15 protein-coding genes are annotated in these 16787 nt (G+C 64.8%); 6 read left to right on the forward strand and 9 right to left on the reverse strand.

Going from position 1 to position 16787, the window contains the following annotated elements:
* Window positions 1-375: 375 nt before the first annotated feature.
* From mltB to F0185_RS22525, 4 genes are read right to left on the reverse strand one after another with little or no spacing between them, the layout of a single operon-like run.
* Complete coding sequence (gene mltB / locus F0185_RS22510) at window positions 376-1542, reverse strand: lytic murein transglycosylase B (RefSeq protein WP_167228274.1); 1167 nt, start codon at window positions 1540-1542, stop codon at window positions 376-378.
* Window positions 1542-3572, reverse strand: coding sequence for a transglutaminase TgpA family protein (locus F0185_RS22515; protein WP_229477142.1), 2031 nt, complete (start codon window positions 3570-3572; stop codon window positions 1542-1544). The genes mltB and F0185_RS22515 overlap by 1 nt, the downstream gene beginning before the upstream one ends.
* Entirely contained in the window at window positions 3569-4576 is a 1008-nt protein-coding gene (locus F0185_RS22520; protein WP_167228276.1) for a DUF58 domain-containing protein, read from the reverse strand. Before F0185_RS22520 ends, F0185_RS22515 begins: the two co-directional genes overlap by 4 nt.
* Window positions 4577-4580: 4 nt before the next feature.
* A complete protein-coding gene (locus F0185_RS22525; RefSeq protein ID WP_166873963.1) occupies window positions 4581-5501 on the reverse strand; it encodes an AAA family ATPase in 921 nt (306 codons plus the stop codon).
* Between the two features lie 176 nt (window positions 5502-5677).
* Here F0185_RS22525 and F0185_RS22530 point away from each other — a divergent pair, with 176 nt between their 5' ends.
* The 3 genes from F0185_RS22530 (at window position 5678) to F0185_RS22540 (ending at window position 8238) form a co-directional block, all read left to right on the forward strand.
* Window positions 5678-6610, forward strand: a complete 933-nt coding sequence (locus tag F0185_RS22530) for a histone deacetylase family protein (RefSeq protein WP_166890460.1) — start codon at window positions 5678-5680, stop codon at window positions 6608-6610.
* A gap of 106 nt (window positions 6611-6716) precedes the next feature.
* Window positions 6717-7637 carry a ribosome biogenesis GTPase YlqF gene (gene ylqF / locus F0185_RS22535; RefSeq protein ID WP_229477154.1) on the forward strand — a complete coding sequence of 307 codons (921 nt, stop codon included), beginning with the start codon at window positions 6717-6719 and terminating at the stop codon, window positions 7635-7637.
* 52 nt (window positions 7638-7689) lie between these two features.
* Window positions 7690-8238 carry a hypothetical protein gene (locus tag F0185_RS22540; protein WP_167228280.1) on the forward strand — a complete coding sequence of 183 codons (549 nt, stop codon included), beginning with the start codon at window positions 7690-7692 and terminating at the stop codon, window positions 8236-8238.
* Between the two features lie 116 nt (window positions 8239-8354).
* Here the strand turns inward: F0185_RS22540 and F0185_RS22545 are convergent, their stop codons facing one another.
* Entirely contained in the window at window positions 8355-9791 is a 1437-nt protein-coding gene (locus F0185_RS22545; protein ID WP_167228282.1) for a tetratricopeptide repeat protein, read from the reverse strand.
* The gene (locus F0185_RS22550) at window positions 9788-10357 is read right to left on the reverse strand and encodes an energy transducer TonB (RefSeq protein WP_167228284.1); all 570 of its coding nucleotides are present in this window, start codon (window positions 10355-10357) and stop codon (window positions 9788-9790) included. Before F0185_RS22550 ends, F0185_RS22545 begins: the two co-directional genes overlap by 4 nt.
* A 43-nt stretch (window positions 10358-10400) precedes the next feature.
* On the opposite strand from F0185_RS22550, the gene F0185_RS22555 reads away from it, so the two are divergent.
* The gene (locus F0185_RS22555) at window positions 10401-10952 is read left to right on the forward strand and encodes a hypothetical protein (RefSeq protein WP_167228285.1); all 552 of its coding nucleotides are present in this window, start codon (window positions 10401-10403) and stop codon (window positions 10950-10952) included.
* Between the two features lie 182 nt (window positions 10953-11134).
* Window positions 11135-12109, forward strand: coding sequence for an expansin EXLX1 family cellulose-binding protein (locus F0185_RS22560; protein WP_167228287.1), 975 nt, complete (start codon window positions 11135-11137; stop codon window positions 12107-12109).
* A 31-nt stretch (window positions 12110-12140) separates the two neighbouring features.
* Here the strand turns inward: F0185_RS22560 and F0185_RS22565 are convergent, their stop codons facing one another.
* Complete coding sequence (locus tag F0185_RS22565) at window positions 12141-12959, reverse strand: DODA-type extradiol aromatic ring-opening family dioxygenase (protein WP_187362615.1); 819 nt, start codon at window positions 12957-12959, stop codon at window positions 12141-12143.
* Between the two features lie 244 nt (window positions 12960-13203).
* Between F0185_RS22565 and F0185_RS22570 the strand changes: the two genes are divergently transcribed.
* Window positions 13204-13593, forward strand: a complete 390-nt coding sequence (locus F0185_RS22570; RefSeq protein ID WP_167228289.1) for a hypothetical protein — start codon at window positions 13204-13206, stop codon at window positions 13591-13593.
* Between the two features lie 114 nt (window positions 13594-13707).
* On the opposite strand, the gene F0185_RS22575 is transcribed toward F0185_RS22570, so the two are convergent.
* A complete protein-coding gene (locus tag F0185_RS22575) occupies window positions 13708-14586 on the reverse strand; it encodes a hypothetical protein (protein WP_167228291.1) in 879 nt (292 codons plus the stop codon).
* Window positions 14586-16670 (reverse strand): M1 family metallopeptidase, encoded by a 2085-nt coding sequence (locus F0185_RS22580; protein ID WP_223164556.1) that lies wholly within the window; start codon window positions 16668-16670, stop codon window positions 14586-14588. The genes F0185_RS22575 and F0185_RS22580 overlap by 1 nt, the downstream gene beginning before the upstream one ends.
* Between the last annotated feature and the right edge of the window lie 117 nt (window positions 16671-16787).

The raw sequence follows: 16787 nt of genomic DNA on the forward strand, positions 1-16787 counted from the left end.
CACAATTGTACAACGTTTTGTAATCTAATACCGATAAGCAATAACAGATTACAAAATGATGTCGGTTGTGTTGTCTGATCGCAACATAGCCGCATTGCAATTCTCTCACAAAATCACCGAAAAACTAATTGTTTTCCCAGAAAACTTAAGTGTAAGACAATTTAGATGCATCCGCCGCACAATTCTAAAGAGAACTGGCTTATTAGCAACATGTTTCTGAGTATATTAACGCAAGAGGCATTTCTATGGGGCACGAATGGATATGCGGAGGAATACGCACGACCCGCGCGGACCGCTGTGCGCGTCACAATCGGTCCGAAAAGATGCTCAGGTCGTTACATTCTTTTACAAAGTTTCCGCTGAGGCAAGAGGGTGTCAAGGCCGGTTTTGGCGGATTGCGCGGCCCAATTCGATCACTGACATGGCGTAGAAGTAAGAACGGTTGTATTGCGTAATAGCGAAAAAATTATCGGTGGCGATCCGGTACTCGGTCGGGTCGGGGCCGTTGGGCAGGTCGATCAGGCCGAAACGCTGGTTCGCAGGCAACACGGCGCTGGTGCTGACACCGCCCGCGCGCAAGTCCTCGGCGCGGAACTTGGCCGCCAGGCCCTGGTTGAGCAAACTTTCCCAGGCCCGGTCGTCGGACACGCTGGCCGGATACACAAGCGGCCCGGTCTGCTTGGCCTGCCAGCCGTGCTGGACCAGGAAGCTAGCCACGCTACCGATCGCGTCCACCGCCGAGCCGCGCAAGTCGATGCTGCCATTGTTGTCGTAGTCGACCCCGTAGGCCAGCACGCTGCCGGGCATGAACTGCGGCATGCCGATGGCGCCGGCAAACGAACCGAGCAGCGAGAGCGGCTCGATGTTGGACTTGCGCGCCAGCACCAGCGCGTTTTCCAGCTCGCCTCGGAAGAAGGCCATGCGCGCGGCCCGGTTGGGCGCCTCGGGATAGGCGAAGGCCAGGGTGGTGAGCACGTCGAGCACGCGGAAGCGCCCCGTCTGGCGCCCGTAGATGGTCTCCACGCCGATGATGCCGACGATGATTTCGGCCGGTACGCCATACTCGGCCTGGGCGCGCGCCAGCACGGCGGCGTGCTGGTTCCAGAACGCCACGCCGGCCTTGATGCGGATCGGCTCGATCGTCACCCGGCTGTAGTTCTGCCAGTTCTTGGGCTTGCCCTTGGGCGCCGGCTTGACCAGCTGGACGGCGGTATCGATGTAGCGGATCTGGCCGATCAGCGCGGCGAGCTCGGCGCGCGGAAAGCCGTGCCGCAGCGCCACCTCGTCGGCGAAGGCGTTGACCGCCTCCGACTCGCTGAACACGACGGCGTCGCCGGCCTCGGCCGCCGTCAGCGCGGTGGCGGCCACGGCGGCCGGAACGGCCACGGAAGCGCCGGCCTTGCGCGCGCCCTTGGCCTTGGCCTTGGCCTTGGCCTTGGAATGGGACTGGGCACTTTTCTTGCCGGGTTTTTTGGCAGGCGCAGCCTGGCTCAGGGGACTTGCCGACACGGCAAGTGCCAGCAAGAGAGAAGTAAATTTCATTAAATGTTGTTCAGCAAACTTTTCAGGGTGGAGGCGAGCCCGGGAGCGGGCGGCCGGGCACTGTATTTGTGGGCACTGTAGAGGGCCAGGAAGCGCTTGATGGCAGCCGTCTTGTCCGGCGCCAGGCTGCCTTGCGCAAGCCGGGCGGCGTAGGCGTTGGGGCCTTCGTCGGCGGCGCGCGCCATGCCAAGCTGGCTCATCTTTCGACACAGGGCCGAGTATAGCGCATCGACCGGATCGGTCCCGCGCCGCAGCCGTACAGCGCGCCACAGCAGCAACAGCGCGCCGATGGCGGCCAGGATGGCAAGGCTGCGCCAGTGCGCCAGGCCGAGCTTGAGGCTGTCGAGAAAGCCGCTCTGGCGCTCCGGCGTGTAGTTCAGCACCCACTGGTTCCAGCCATTGTTGACGGCGTCGAGGCGAAAGCGCAGTTGTTCGAGCAAGGCGTTGCGCTCGCCGCTCAAGCCGAGCAGCCCGCCCAGGCCGGCAAAAGCGGGCGGATTTTGCGGCAGCGCGCTCGACAGGCCGCGCTGCACCCGTTCCGGCGCCACGGCGGCGGTGGGGTCGACCCGCAGCCAGCCACGCCCGGCGATCCAGACTTCGGCCCAAGCGTGCGCTTCCGACTGGCGCACCGACAAAAAGCCGTCGATGGGATTGAATTCGCCGCCCTGGTAGCCCATCACCACGCGCGCCGGCACGCCGGCGGCGCGCATCAGCACCGCGAAGGCGCTGGCGTAGTGCTCGCAAAAGCCGGCGCGTGTCCTGAACAGGAAGTCGTCGACCGAGTCGCGCCCCAGCAGCGGTGGCTGCAGCGTGTACGAAAACGGCTGGCTGGTAAACATCGCCAGGACCGCACGGACGCGCTGTTCGGGATCGCTCTGCGCCTGGCCGATGTTGGCGCCGGCCAGCAGCGCCCGCGGGTTGAAGCCGGCGGGCAGGTCCAGCCAGCGCGCGCGCTCGGCCAGTTCGGGGGTGTCGTCGAGGCTGTAATCGATGTGCGAACTCATGTCGTAGCGCACGCGCTTGTCGAGCGCGGAACTGGTCGACAGTTCCAGTTCGTTCGACACATGCGCCGCATTGTCTTCCAGGACCGGCAGGCGGTCCGGCAGGTCGAGCGCGAACAGCCAGTTGTTCGACGAGGGCTCCAGGGTCAGTTCATAACGGATCGCCGGCCCGCGCACACGCATCGAAATCTGGTCGGCCACGCGGCGCGGCGCGCGCCGCACCTTGGTCCAGGTGCGCCCGTCGAACTCGCCCAGCACCACGCCGCGCCAGTACAGTTGCGCCTTCGATGGCGGCGGATCGAGAAAGCGCACCTGGAACACCGGATCGTCCGATTGCGCCAGGTTCGACATATTCCCCGGCGCCATGCTGTTCGACAGGCCCATGCGAGCCCCCTGGGCGTCGCTCGGCATGCCCCACAGCGGCCCCTGGATGCGCGGGAATACGAAGAACAGCAGCACCGCCAGCGGCGCGGCCAGCAGGAACACGCGCGCGCCCATCCACAGGCGCCGGCCCAGCGGCGGCACCGCGCCGGTGAACTGGAACGACAGCTGCGCGGTGAGCAGCGCAATGATCGAGGCGACCATCATCAAGGCCGTGAAAATGCTCTGCGAGTAGAAGAAATTGGTCAGCACCAGGAAGAACGACAGGAAGATCACCACGAACAGGTCGCGCCGCGCGTGCATTTCCAGCATCTTGAAGGCCACCAGCAGCACCAGCATGGCCACCCCGGCGTCGCGCCCGAACAGGGTCTTGTAACTCATGAACACGCCCGCCATGGCCGCCATCGACAGCGGCAGCAGCACCAGCGCCGACGGCATGCGCGTGCCGCGCAGGGTGGCCATGGCGCGCCACAGCAAGGTCAGGCCGCACAGGGCGGACACCCACAGCGGCAGGTGGCCGGCATGGGGCGAGAGCACCATCAACGCCGCCACCAGCAGCAGCAGGGTGTCGGCCTTGTCGCGCGGTAGCTGGGCGAGCAGGCGGGTCATGCCAGCGCCGCCCTGCGCGTTGGTCTTGAACGCGCTCATGGCGCCTCTCCCAGGCCGTGCAGGGCCAGCGCGCGCAGGCAGGCCGCCTGGTGCGCTTCGCCGCTGGAGGCCTCGAAATCGATGGCGCCGATGCGAAACGCGTAGGGCAGGGCGCGCTGTTCGGCCTCGAGCACCCAGCGCGTCATGCGCGACAGGCGCAGTTCCAGGTTCATGATGGACGGCAGGGCGTGAAAGTCGAGCACCAGCTCATCGATCGCGCCGCCTTCGAAATGCTTGGTCACCAGCTGGCCGCCGTCGGCCGGGTCGAGCCGCGCGATCTGGCGCCAGGCCATGTGGCGCATCGGGTCGCCCGGCTGGTAGCTGCGGATGCCGGCGAAGTCGTCGTGGCCGGCGTGGCCGTGGCCGTCGGCGCTCTCGACGCCCGACATCGGCAGCGGCGGCGCGTTTTCTTCGGGGAAGGGGTAGACCAGGGCGGACAGGTCCGGCTGCCAGTAGCTCCAGGCGCGCAACAGGCCGAGCGGAAAACGGGTGGACAGGCGAATCCGCGGCGCCGCCAGCCAGCCGCGTTCGAGGCTCGGCGCCGACAGGATCACCGCGCTGCTGGCGCCGGCCGCCACGTCCGTCACGTGGCGCGCTTCGCCGGCCTCGATGAAGTCGATCCACAGCGCATACCGGTCCAGCTTGGTGCGGTTGACCACGTGCAGTTCGAACTGCGCCACTTCGCCGGCGAACACCGGCTGCGCGCGGCCCGGGCGCAGGTGCAGGTGCGCCATGTTTTTATAGGTCAGGAAAATGTCGACCATGGCGCAGGTGCCCATGGTGAAGGTCAGCGCAAAGCCCAGGCCGAGCGAATAGTTGATCGAACCGATCAGCAAGGTCAGGATCAGCGCGGCGAATCCCATGCCGGCCCCGCTGGGCAGGATGAACACGCGGCGCTGCGCCAGGAAGGTTTCGCCCGGATCGACCCCGCGCTTCTGGAACAGCCAGGTGTCCGCCTTGGCGCGTACCGCGGCGGGAATGAAACGTGTCAGCAAGGCGGCCATTGCCTCACACCGGCACGGATTTCTGCAATTGCAGGACCAGGTCGCGGCTGGCCAGCGCCACCCCGTGCGCCGACTTCAAGGGACGCAGGCGGTGCGCGCACACCGGCACCAGCACCGCCTGGATATCTTCCGGCACCACGTGGTCGCGCCCTTCCATGGCGGCCCAGGCGCGCGCGGCCTGCAGCAGCGCGATCGAGGCGCGCGGCGACAAGCCTTCGGCGAACATGCCGTTCTGGCGCGAGGCCTGGGCCAGCGCCTGCACATAATCGATCAGCGAGGCCGAGGTATGGATTTCGCGCAGCGCCTTTTGCGCCACCGTCAGTTCGGCCGGCTGCATGGCCGCCGGCAAGGTCTTGAGCATGCTGCGGCGGTCCTCGCCCATCAGCAGCGCGCGTTCGGCGGCGGCGTCGGGGTAGCCGAGCGACAGGCACATCAAAAAGCGGTCCAGCTGCGACTCGGGCAGCGCGAAGGTGCCCACCTGGTGCAGCGGATTTTGCGTGGCGATGACGAAAAACGGCGCCGGCAGGGCGCGCGTGACCCCGTCGGCGGTCACCTGGCGCTCTTCCATCGCCTCTAACAGGCCCGATTGGGTCTTCGGCGTGGCGCGGTTGATTTCGTCGGCCAGCAGCACTTGCGTGAAGATCGGGCCCGGATGGAACACGAAGCCGTTCTTTTCGCGTTCGTACACCGAAATGCCGGCCACGTCGGCCGGCAGCAGGTCGCTGGTGAACTGCACGCGGTTGAATTTGAGGCCCAGCGAGATCGCCAGCGCGTGCGCCAGGGTGGTCTTGCCGACACCGGGCACGTCTTCGATCAGCAGGTGGCCGTTGGCCAGCAGGCAGGTCAGCGCCTGGCGCACCTGCAAGTCCTTGCCGACGACAATCTGGCTGACCTGGCGGGCGACGGCGTGCATCTTTTTGAACATGGCGGTTATCTTTACAGTGTACGGTGGGTGGTCGTGCGCACCGGCGTGGGGCACGGCATGGTAGATTAGCGCCTTCGGCACCACTACTGCGTCATCACGACCCGTTTCTCCAAGATTCTATGCGAGAACGGCGTTTCCGGTGCAACATTGATGACGCCGCTAATGAAATCACGCACATGAGCACAGCCATTTACAGCCACCCCGATTGCAGCCGCCACGACATGGGCGAATGGCATCCGGAGTCGCCCGCGCGCCTGCAGGCGATCGAAGACCAATTGATCCTGGCCCGCATCGATGGCCTGGTCGAGCGGCGCGAGGCGCCGCTGGCCGAAATTCCCGCCATCGGCCGCAATCACACCCTGGAAGCGATCGCGCTGGTGCGCGACAATACGCCCACCACCGAAGGCGATGTGTATCCCCTCGATGGCGACACCTCGCTCTGTTCGCACAGCTACCAGGCCGCCCTGCGCGCCGCCGGCGCCGCGCTGGCCGCCACCGACGCCGTCATCGCAGGCAGCATTTCCAACGCCTTCTGCGCCATCCGCCCGCCTGGCCACCACGCGCTGCCGACCGAGCCGATGGGCTTCTGCCTGTTTAACAACGTGGCCATCGCCGCGCGCCACGCGCTCGACTCGCACGGCCTGGCGCGGGTGGCGATCATCGACTTCGACGTCCATCACGGTAACGGCACCGCCGAATCGTTTCGCGACGATCCGCGCGTGCTGATGGCCAGTTTTTTCCAGCATCCGTTTTATCCGTACACCGAGCCGGAGCCGCAAACGGCCACCTGCGTGAACATTCCGGTACCCGCGCGCAGCGGCGGCGACGTGGTGCGCAAGCTGGTCACCGAGCACTGGCTGCCGGCGCTGCACGACTTCAAGCCCGAGATGATCTTCATTTCGGCCGGCTTCGACGCCCACCGCGAGGACGACGTCGGCGGCATGGGCCTGGTCGAAGCCGATTACGCCTGGATCACGCGCGAAGTGATGACCGTGGCGCGCCTGTACGCGCAAGGGCGCATCGTCAGCTGCCTGGAAGGGGGCTACAACCTGTCGGCGCTGGGGCGCAGCGTGGCGGCGCATATCAAGGTATTGGCCGAGCTGGAGTAGCCGCATTCGCCCGATTTACGGCGCAGCGGGCCAGCCCCCGGTAAAATAGCGCCTTAAACGAGAATTCCGAAAGCACAGCATGTCGATACAATGGTACCCGGGCCACATGAACGCCGCCCGCAAGAAGGCGGCCGAACAGATGGAGAACACCGATCTGGTGATCGAGGTGCTCGACGCGCGCCTGCCCGAGGCGAGCTGCAACCCCATGGTCGAGGAACTGCGCCTGTTCCGCCAGCGTCCCTGCCTCAAGATCCTCAACAAGGTCGACCTGGCCGATCCGGCCGCCACCGCCGCCTGGAGCGCCTACTACAACGCCCAGGAAGGCGTGACCGCCTACGCCATGACCACCAAGAAGCCCGGCGACGTGGCCAAGATCCCGGACCTGTGCCAGTCGCTGGCGCCGCACCGGGGCGTGCCCACCAAGCCGCTGCGCATCATGATCATGGGTATTCCCAACGTCGGTAAATCGACGCTCATGAACGCGCTGCTGAAAAAGAAGGTGGCCAAGGTGGGCGACGAGCCGGCCGTGACCAAGATGCAGCAGAAGCTTTACCTCGGCAAGAACATCATCCTGGTCGATACCCCCGGCATGCTGTGGCCGAAAATCGCGCTCGCCAGCGATGGCCTGATGCTCGCCGCCAGCCACGCCATCGGCTCGAACGCCCTCATCGAAGATGAAGTGGCGGTGTTCCTGGCCGACGAACTGCTGGTGCGCTACCCGGCGCTGCTCACCGCGCGCTATGGCTTCAAGACCGAAGGCATGGACGGCATCGCCGTGGTCGAAGGCGTGGCGGCGCGGCGCGGCTACCGCCAGAAGGGCGGCGACCTCGATTTCGAAAAAGCCTCGCACATCTTCCTGCAGGATTACCGCACCGGCGCGCTCGGGCGCATCAGCCTCGAAACGCCGGAAACGCGTGCCGTGCGCCTGGCCCAGCACGCGGCCGAGATGGCCGCCAAGGCGGCCAAGGCAGCGGCCATCGCGGCCGAAAAAGCGGCCAATTCGGCGCGCGGCAAGCGCGGCACCTGACCAATGATCGCCTTTCCGGGAAATCCGGAAGGGCTTCCGAATGGAACTTCCCATGCGTGCAGCGCGTCCCCCTGCGATCTATACCGACACCAGGCAGCTTGCGTGGATGTTGCTGCCGTCAAGCGCGATCATCATCGCCTTGGGCGCGCGCGCGCTCAGTCAGGGCGAGAAGGGCTTTGCGGCCTTTTTCCTGGCGCTCGGCGTGTGGGCCGCCGTGATGTGCATTTGCCAGTTTGCGAGCAATGGCAAGCAGGCATCGATGACGGTCGGCGACGAGGGCGTCAGTTTTGCCGACGGCACCGTTGTTCCTTTCCGCGATGTGCAGAACATCACCGTGACGGAGCAATTTGGCCAGATGCCGGTGCAGTGCCTGTCGATTATCTTTTACGTGGGGCCGGAGGTGCCGGTCAAACAGGGCGGGCGCAGCTTGCGCAGGTCTTTTATGTTGTCGCATGTGTACGGCAATATCAGCTTCGTCGGCAAGCGCAGGATGTTTTGCTTCATGACCCCGGGCTTGCGCATCATGGGCGGCAAGATGCAGAACGACGACGACGTCAGCGCGGAATTGTTCGGCCGCTTCGAGGCTTTTCAACAGCGCTGAACCACCATTGTCCTGGCGCTGCGCCTATTTAGCGCTGTTCAAGGTCGCCAGCTCCGCTTTGATGGCCCTGGCTGCGGCGCTCCTGCCCTGGCGGGCATACAGCGCCGCCAGGCTGTTCAAGCTGGCCACCAACATGGCGTCATCCCGCGTGCCGCCGGCGGATTGCCTGGCGATTGCCACCAGCGCCGTGTAGTGTGCGCCAGCTTGCCCTGCGCGGCCGCCAGGTCCGCCAGTTCGAGGCGTGCCTCGACCGCGTTCGGATGATCGGCGCCCAGGTCCTGCTCGGCGATCGCGTACGCGCTCTGCTGGAGCTGCTCGGCTTGCGCCAGCATGCCCCTGGAGCGCAGCAGGACGCCAAGGCCATACGAGGCATGGCCGACCAGGGGCGAGTTGCCCGACTTTTTATCTTTCAACAATGCCAGCGCACGCCGATACTGCGCCTCCGCCTCGTCCAGCCTTTGCTGGCTGTGGTAAAGCTCGCCAGAAGAAATCAGCAGGAAAATGAGGGCATTTTGCTGCGCGAGCATCTCGCCGCGCGCCGCCTCGAGGGCGCGTTGCCGCGCCGGTTCGCCCTCCGCCGCCGCAGTTGCGGGAGCGCTCCCGAGTCGCGTGAGTGCCCCGGCCAGGCTCGCTTGCTTCGCCTGCGCCGCGCGCAACTGCTCGTCCATCTTCCCGATGGCGCCCGCCAGGTCGCCGCGCCGGTACAGGGCGGCCACGCCGCCATCGCGCTCCAGCGGCGACAAAGCCGCCACCTGGACCTTGCGGCCGGTGGCCGCGACCAGCTGGCGGGCGCGCTCGCGCTGCTTGTCGCCCTCGTCCAGGCGCCCCAGGGCATACAGCGCGGCGGCGTGGTCATTGAGCGCACCGATCAACGAACCCGCGTGCGCCGCCGCGCCGCTGTCGATATGGCGCAGCGCCGTGCGCGCGTATTGCTCCGCCATGTCGAAAGCGCGGTAGCGGTAGGCCAGATCGCCCAGATCGAGGTACAGCGCGGGCTCTTGCGCGCCGAGCGCCGGCGCGGCCGCCAGCGCGGCGGCCATCCGCTGATACAGCGGCGCGGCCAGCGACGCCTGCCTGTTGACGCGATACAACTTCGTCAGGTCGCTCATGATGCCGATGGTGACAAGATGGCGGTCGCCGGCGGACCCGAACGCCATGCCGAAGGCGATGTTGTACAAGGCTTGCGCGCCGTCGCAGTCGGTTTGCCGATGATATCGTTGGGCCTGTTGCCTGATGCGCGCGGCCAATTCGATCGACGGCTTCTGGCGCTCCCAGATGCCGCTCACGATCTTTGTCGTGGCGGCCGAATCGGTAAAACGTCCACGGCTAAACTGAACCAGTGCAAAGGTTTGGATGGCATCCACATTGGCCAGGTCCGCCTTTATCAGACCATGTTTGACGGCCAGTTCGGTGAGGGGCGCCATGGCATGCGCCTGCACGCCCGGCCGCTGCGCCGAATTGCGCGATTCGCAATGAAACGATGTCAGCGCGCGCTGCTCCGCCCCGACGGCGCACAAGGGCAGGCAGAGAGCCAGGGCGAGAATGTGTTTCATTCGAGCGAGAAGACGAAACGGCTCCCGCCATAACCGCGGACAGGCTTGCCATTGATTGTCGCCGGGCGAAATTTGCAGGTCAGGAAACCGGCAAGTGCCGCGTTGTCGAGCTTGCGGAACCCGCTGCTGCGTGCGATGGACTTTTTCAGGATCGTCCCATCCGCGGCAATCTTGAACCACACGTTGACCGTACCGGTTTCGTTATCCCGCACCGAGTCATTGGGATAATACGGCTTTTCGCATGCATCGAACGAGACCGGCTCGGCGGATTGTTCGACGCGCGCAAAGCGCGGCACGAAGGGGCGCACGGCGGGGGAGGCGGCCGCCGTCACAACGGGCCTGGCCCTGGCAGCGGCCGGCGGTAACGCTGCCGCCACGGACAGGACGAGCGCCGCGCATGCTTGCTTGTGTATTTGCATGCGGCGATTATAGCGCTCAGCGCCGCCGGCATCAGGCCCCGGATTTACAAGAAATAGTTCGACGATGTATTTATGGAAGGGAAAGGTGAAACGCGGCGATGTAAAGACGCCATGCATTATTAGCGGGGCGCGGGGAATACTTGTCATTCATTAAAATGTTATACTTCGCGCCATTTTTAGTGGAGTTTATATGAATCAAACGCGTCCTCCGATTGCTTATACCGATTCCAAATCGTTTGGTTACTGGGCCATTGTGCTGGGTGCCGCCGTTGGGGTGATCGGCATTTTCTCCTTCGTCAAGCAGATCAGCATGGGCCTGGGCGCCGTCATGGCTTTTTGCGCGGTTTATATGTTCGCGGCGGCGTTTTTTCATTTGACGATGAATGGCAAGCGCACCGTGATCACTGTCAGCGACGATGGCGTCGCTTATGAAGGCGGCCTGATCGTGCCATTTTCCGATGTCGACAAGATCTGGGCCGGCAATCCGTTTCCGACCATTCCCGGCGATATTCTCAATATCGTGCTGCATCTGAAACCGGATGCGCCGGTAAAACAGGCAGGGCGCGGATGGAAAGCCATCTTCTTCCTCACTTATGTCGGCGGCAATATCAGCATGATCGGCAAGAAGAAAATGATCAGCTTCATGACGCCCGGCCTGCGTCCCGTCAGCGGCCAGAAAATGGATCAGGACGACATTCTGGAAGACCTGTTCGAACGCTTCGACGACTTCCAGAACCGCTGAGCGAGCAGCAAAGAATTGACTTTTGTTCAACTATCAAGCCTAATGCGTGGGTCGTGCAAACGATTTCAGAGCGGCTGATGGTTGACTGATCGTCCTGAGCACCGGACTGCCGGTTGACGAATTCGTCGCTAGAGGGCGCCAGAGCTGGCGCCACCGATTACGTCAACCGAAATGGAGTCCACATGCGATTCATGCTGCGTCCCACCCTCATTTGTCAAACCCTAGTCGCCGGTTTGTTCGCCGGCGCCGCCCAGGCGGCCACGCCGGTGTCGCTCACGTACGTCGTCAACAATCCATGGGCAGGCGGTTACTGCGCCATCGTGAAGGTGTTCAATCCGAATGCGGAGGCGGTGCAGTGGAGCGGTTCGATGCCGGTACGCGGCACGGTGACGTCGCTGTGGAATGCGGTAGGCAAGCAGTCCGGCGGCGCGCTCGTCTTCACCGGCGGGCTCGATTGGAACAAAACCATCGCGGGCAAGTCGTCGATGGAGGCGGCCGGCTTTTGCGCGACGGATGCCGTGACGCCGACGCCGACGCCAACGCCAACGCCATCACCCGGCGCACTGTCTCCCACCTACAAAGGCGAAGGCACGTTTTACGGCGCAACGGGCGAGGGCAATTGCAGCTACGACGCGAGTCCGGACAACCTGATGGTCGCCGCCATGAACCAGGCCGATTACGCCAACAGCGCGGCGTGCGGCGAGTACGTTGTCGTCACCGGCCCCAAAGGCAAGGTCACGGTGAGAATCACCGACCGCTGCCCGGAGTGCAAACCGGGCGACATCGACCTGAGCGAACAAGCCTTCGTCAAAGTGGCCGAAAAAAGCGCGGGCCGGGTGCCGATCAGCTGGAACGTGGTGGCCGGCGAGACCACCGGAACGGTGAGCTACCGCTACAAGGAAGGCAGCACCATCTACTGGCAGGGCATCCAGGTGCTCAATCACCGCCTGCCGATCACGAAGCTGGAAATCCGTCCGAGCGGCAGCGCTAACTGGATCGCCGTCAAACGCGAGGAATACAACTACTTCGTCTATCCAAGCGCGATTGCTCCCGGCCCGATGCAGGTCCGGATTACCGGTCTTGGCGGCGCAACGCTGATGCAAACGCTGCCCCAGCCGCAGGGTGGCCTGGTCGTCACGGGCAGCAACCAGTTCTGACCTGACGAGATCAGGCCGCGCCGGTGGGCTGTTACGGCGCCACCGGTTCCCCGAAGCGAAAACTCGACACCGCCAGGTGGCCGAAAAATTCATCTTCGTGATACACGCACGCCGCATCCTCCGCTTCGGCCGCACCGAGCGCCACCATCAGCGGCATCAGATGTTCTTCGCGCGGGTGCGCGTTGCGCGCGTATGGCGCCTGGCCCCAGTGCAGCAGGGCGGTGGTGCGCTCCGATGGCGGCAGCTTGAGGACCATTTGCAGCCAGTCGTCGAACTGGTGCGACGCCAGCCTGCCTTCCGGCCCGAACTGGCGCAGGTTATGGTAGCTCAGGCCACTGCCGATAATCAAAACTCCCTCGTCGCGCAGCGGCGCCAGCGCGCGCCCGATCTTCACGTGGGTCAGCGGATCGAAGCCGTGTTTGAGCGAGAGTTGCACCACCGGCACGTCGGCCTCCGGGTACACCGGATACAGCATCGAAAACGTGCCGTGGTCAAAACCGCGCTGCGCATCGAGCGAGACCGCATGCCCGGCTGCGGCCAGCAAGTCGGCCGCGCGTGCGGCCAGTTGCGGCGAGCCGGGGGCCGGATACTTGATCTGGTAGGTGTGGGCCGGAAAGCCGCCGTAATCGTAGATCATCGGCGGCTGCGCGGCGGACGAGAGCATCAGCTCCTGTTCTTCCCAGTGGCCGGAAATGACCAGCACCGCGGCCGGCTTGACGTCGCCGATCTGGCGCCGCATGTCCACCAACGACGCTTCCAGCACGGCGTAGGTGTCGCCGTACTGTTCCTTCATGAACGGCCACGGGCCACCGCCGTGCGAGACGAAATAGCTTGGGAGACGCGTGTTCATATTGGTACCGGAAGTTGATATATATCCTCCATATGCGGACGTGTACACTCGTTTTCAACCCGATGATTTACTATGCGTTCGCGGCTATGGCGTTCTGTGGCGCGTTTTCTTAGACAAATAAAACGGGCTCTTTTAGAGGGATTTGACGGGACTTTATTATCTGGCACTGCTACTCATATGGTTCTTCGTGCTCCGGATTGTGGCCAAAGGCGTCACATGGATGCTGTATAGCCGGGATAAGCGCATGACCGTCATTATTTTCATGGTTATCGTATATCCCCTGCCGCTTGCAGACGAACTTGTTGGAGCAGTGCAGTTTGGCATGCTATGCGCAAGCCAGGAAGCGTATGTCGCCCCGGATGCGGAGAAAAAGAAGGGAACAAACGTCCTTGCGATCATTCATGAAGATGAGTATTTGGCCGGCAAGGCCATTCCGATGACATCGACGGTACATGAGGTCGTTAGTGAAAGCGATAAATCATTGATTGTCCGATTTGTCACTGTCACGGCGCACAATGGGTTCCTTACCAGGAAGTTCCAATTGAACGAAGGCGGTAGCCCGTTGTTGTTTTCAGGCTATTGCGACCAAAAAGTAAGACATACACTCTTTACTGATTACAATTTCATCAATTAATCTTATTGATAAGGAAAAGCATATTCGCGACAGCGTCCGGCGGCGGTCCCGCTTCTCCAGCCGGCGGCTGCCGTGCCAGGGCAATCACCGCAAAACCGGTGAATAGCGGCTATATCAAGCCATGCGCGTGCGCGCCAGGTCGATCAGGGCGAACAGGCGCGCGCTGCGCATCCAGCCGATGACGACGACCGCCGCCTGCGTGAGCAGCAGCGCCCCGGCAAAGCTCAGTGCATCGACGCCCGCCGTGTGGGCGCGCGCCAGCGACAGCAGGGCGGCCAGCGCGAGGCCGACGATGCTGATGCCGATGTAGGAGCCCAGCGCGGCCAGCGGATGGCGCGCCAGCAGCATGCAGCCCGCCAGCCAGGCCGACCAGGCGGCGCGTTTGCGCGGGTCGTACGCCAGGAACGCGCGGCCGGCGTCGAGCGACGCCGCGGCAAGCCCCATCAGCAGCACCGTGAGCGCTTGCGCCAGCATCATCGGCAGCGCCGCTTCGCCGCTCGCGGCGACCCTGGTGGCGTGCATGGCTGCCGCTTCCATGGCGGTCGTGCCAACCATGAACGCCGCGCCGAGCGGCAGCGCGCCCCAGGCCAGCATGCGCAGCATCGGCGCGTAGTAGTCGACGCCGCCGCGCGTGAGCGCCGCAAAGCCGGGCGCCTTGTCGGCCCGCGCCGCCGTCGCCGCCATCCCCGAGAGCATCGGCGAAATCAGCAAGGTGGCGATCAGCGCCATGGCGCCGGCCTGGGTGAACGCCACCTGGTTGCGGCCGTGGATGGCCAGCAGGTCGCTGATGGCGGTCATGTCGAGCGCGCGCGCCAATGTTTGCGCGTGCACCGAATAATCGAGGTGCGTCGACAGCAGGTGCCAGGCCGGCAGCGCCAGGATCAGGGTTGGCACGAGCATCCACAGGGTCCACAGCAGCAGCAGGCGCCATTGCAGCGCCGCGCGCGCCGCACGCGGTACGGATGCCATCGAAAAGGCGGGCGTCTGGTTCATCACACGGTCGCAATCAGGGAAAAGAGGATGTTGAAAAACGCCGCCACATCGCCGCTCCATCTGCGCGAGGCGCTGCCATCGGGCGCCAGTGTGCGGCTGTCATCGAGTTTGCTGGTGTCGAGGTAGTGCTGGCGCTTGGGATCGAGTTCGGCCGATACCGCCTTGGCCGGCTTGACCCAACTGAAGGTGCGCCAGCGCTGCTGGTCGTCCCACACCACGGTCTCGCTGCTGCCGTCGGCAAATTTGACCAGCAGGCTTTGCGCCACCGGCGCGCCGCGCCGCTGCAAGGTGACGCTGGTGCGCCACGGGCGCGCGGCGCCGGCCTTGGCGGCGACTTCTTCCTCGCTCGAAAAGCGCGAGATGCGGTCGTCCACGCTGGCAGCGGCGTACACCTGCTGCGCGAACGCCGCGTACACGGCGGCGCGCTGGCCGCTTACCTCGGCCAGCGTCTCGCGCAGGTCGGCGATGCTCGGATGGCGGAACTTCCAGCGCTTGTAGTATTCCTTGAAGGCGCGTTCGGTCGCCTCCTTGCCGATGCGCTCTTCCAGGTCGCGCAGCATGGTGGCGCTGCGCACGTACACCGGGCCGATCCCCTGCAAGCGCATGTGGGCGTTCTGCCCGATCGGGTCGGCCGGCTCATGACGCGGGGCGTCGTGGCGTTCGACATCGAAGCCCTTGAAAGCGGGCGCCAGGCCGAGCGCCTTGAGCCAGCGCGGGCCCAGATACACCTGCTGGCCGGTCTCGCGCAGCATGCGGTAGTCCCAGTATTCGTTCAGGCCTTCGTCGAGCATCGGCTCCTCGAATTCGTTGGACGCGACGATGCCGTAAAAGTAGCCGTGGCCGACTTCGTGGATGGTGACGAAATCGAGGTCGAAGGCGCCGGCCGTGCCGGGCACCACCTTGTCGTGGCCGGTGGCGGTGATGAAGGTCGGGTACTCCATGCCGCCGGCGTCGTCGGCGTTGAACGGCGGGATCACGATGGTCAGCGTTTTGTACGGATACGGGCCGAGCGTCTTCGAAAAATAGCTCAGCGCATCGGTGGCGGCCTTGAGCGCCGGCGCGGCGCTGGCCGCACGGTCGGGCGGGAACAGCACCGTCAACGCTACCTGGGCGCTGCCCGGCGCGCTCCAGGTGCCGCGCAGGGGCGGCGCGGTGCGCTTGTCGGCGGTCCAGGCGAAGTCGTGGACGTCGCCCTGCACGTAGTGGTGGGTCAGCATGCCGCCGCGTTCGACCGGCGCCCCTTGCAGCTCGCCCGTGGCGCCCACCGTATAGCCCTTGGGCGCGGTGAGCTTGACGTCGTAGCGGCCGAAGTCGGCGTAGAACTCGGACTCGTGGTGGTACTCGTGCACGTTCCAGCGCGCGCGCGTGGCGCCGCGTTCGCCGGGCAGTTCGAGCACGCCGATCTTGGGGAACCACTGGGCCACCAGGTGAAAGCTGCCGAAGTAGCCGGTGTCGCACACCACGCGCGGCAGCTTGGTCAAGAAGGCGATGTCGACACTGGTGGAGGCGCCCGGCGCCACCGGCGCCGGCAGGTCGAAGCGCACCACGGTCTGGTCGCTGGCGGGGCCGTTGTCGGGATGAACAAACGACCAGCCGACCTTGGCCCCGCCCTGGGTCACGCTGCGCAGCGACATATCGCCCCACTCGCCGGGCCGGATGGTGGCATCATTGCCGGCCTCGCGCTGCTCGGTGAAGTAAGTGCTGCCCGCGCTCTTGAAGGCGTTCATGTACAGGTGCAGGTAGACGCTGCGCACGGTCTCCTTGCTGCGGTTGCGCCAGGTGAGCTTTTGCTTGCCGTCGATCGTGTGCGCGACCGGGTCGAGCGTCGCTTCGATCTGGTAATCCACCACGCGCTCCGACAGGGTCGGCTCGTTGCCGGTGCGCGGACCGCCCCACGCGTCCGGGGCGCTCGGCACGTTCACCGCGCCGGCCGACGGCAGGGCAAAGCCGATCCCGACATCGGTCACCGGTTCGGGGATCGGCGTGATGCTGATGTCGGCCTGCGCCAGCAGCTCGGCGCCGGCGACGGCGGCAGCGGCGAGCAGCAGCGCCTTGAGGGCCATGGTTCGGGTTCGGGCTTGCATGCGTTCTCCTGCGCCGGCGGGGCGCTGACTCGATAAAAGGGTAAATACGGGGTTTGCCGGGCGGCCGGCGCGCCGCACAGCATGCCACAACGCGCGCCGCCACGCAGTCCGGATGGC

The organism is Massilia rubra, from assembly GCF_011682065.1.
Taxonomy (GTDB): domain Bacteria; phylum Pseudomonadota; class Gammaproteobacteria; order Burkholderiales; family Burkholderiaceae_D; genus Telluria_A; species Telluria_A rubra.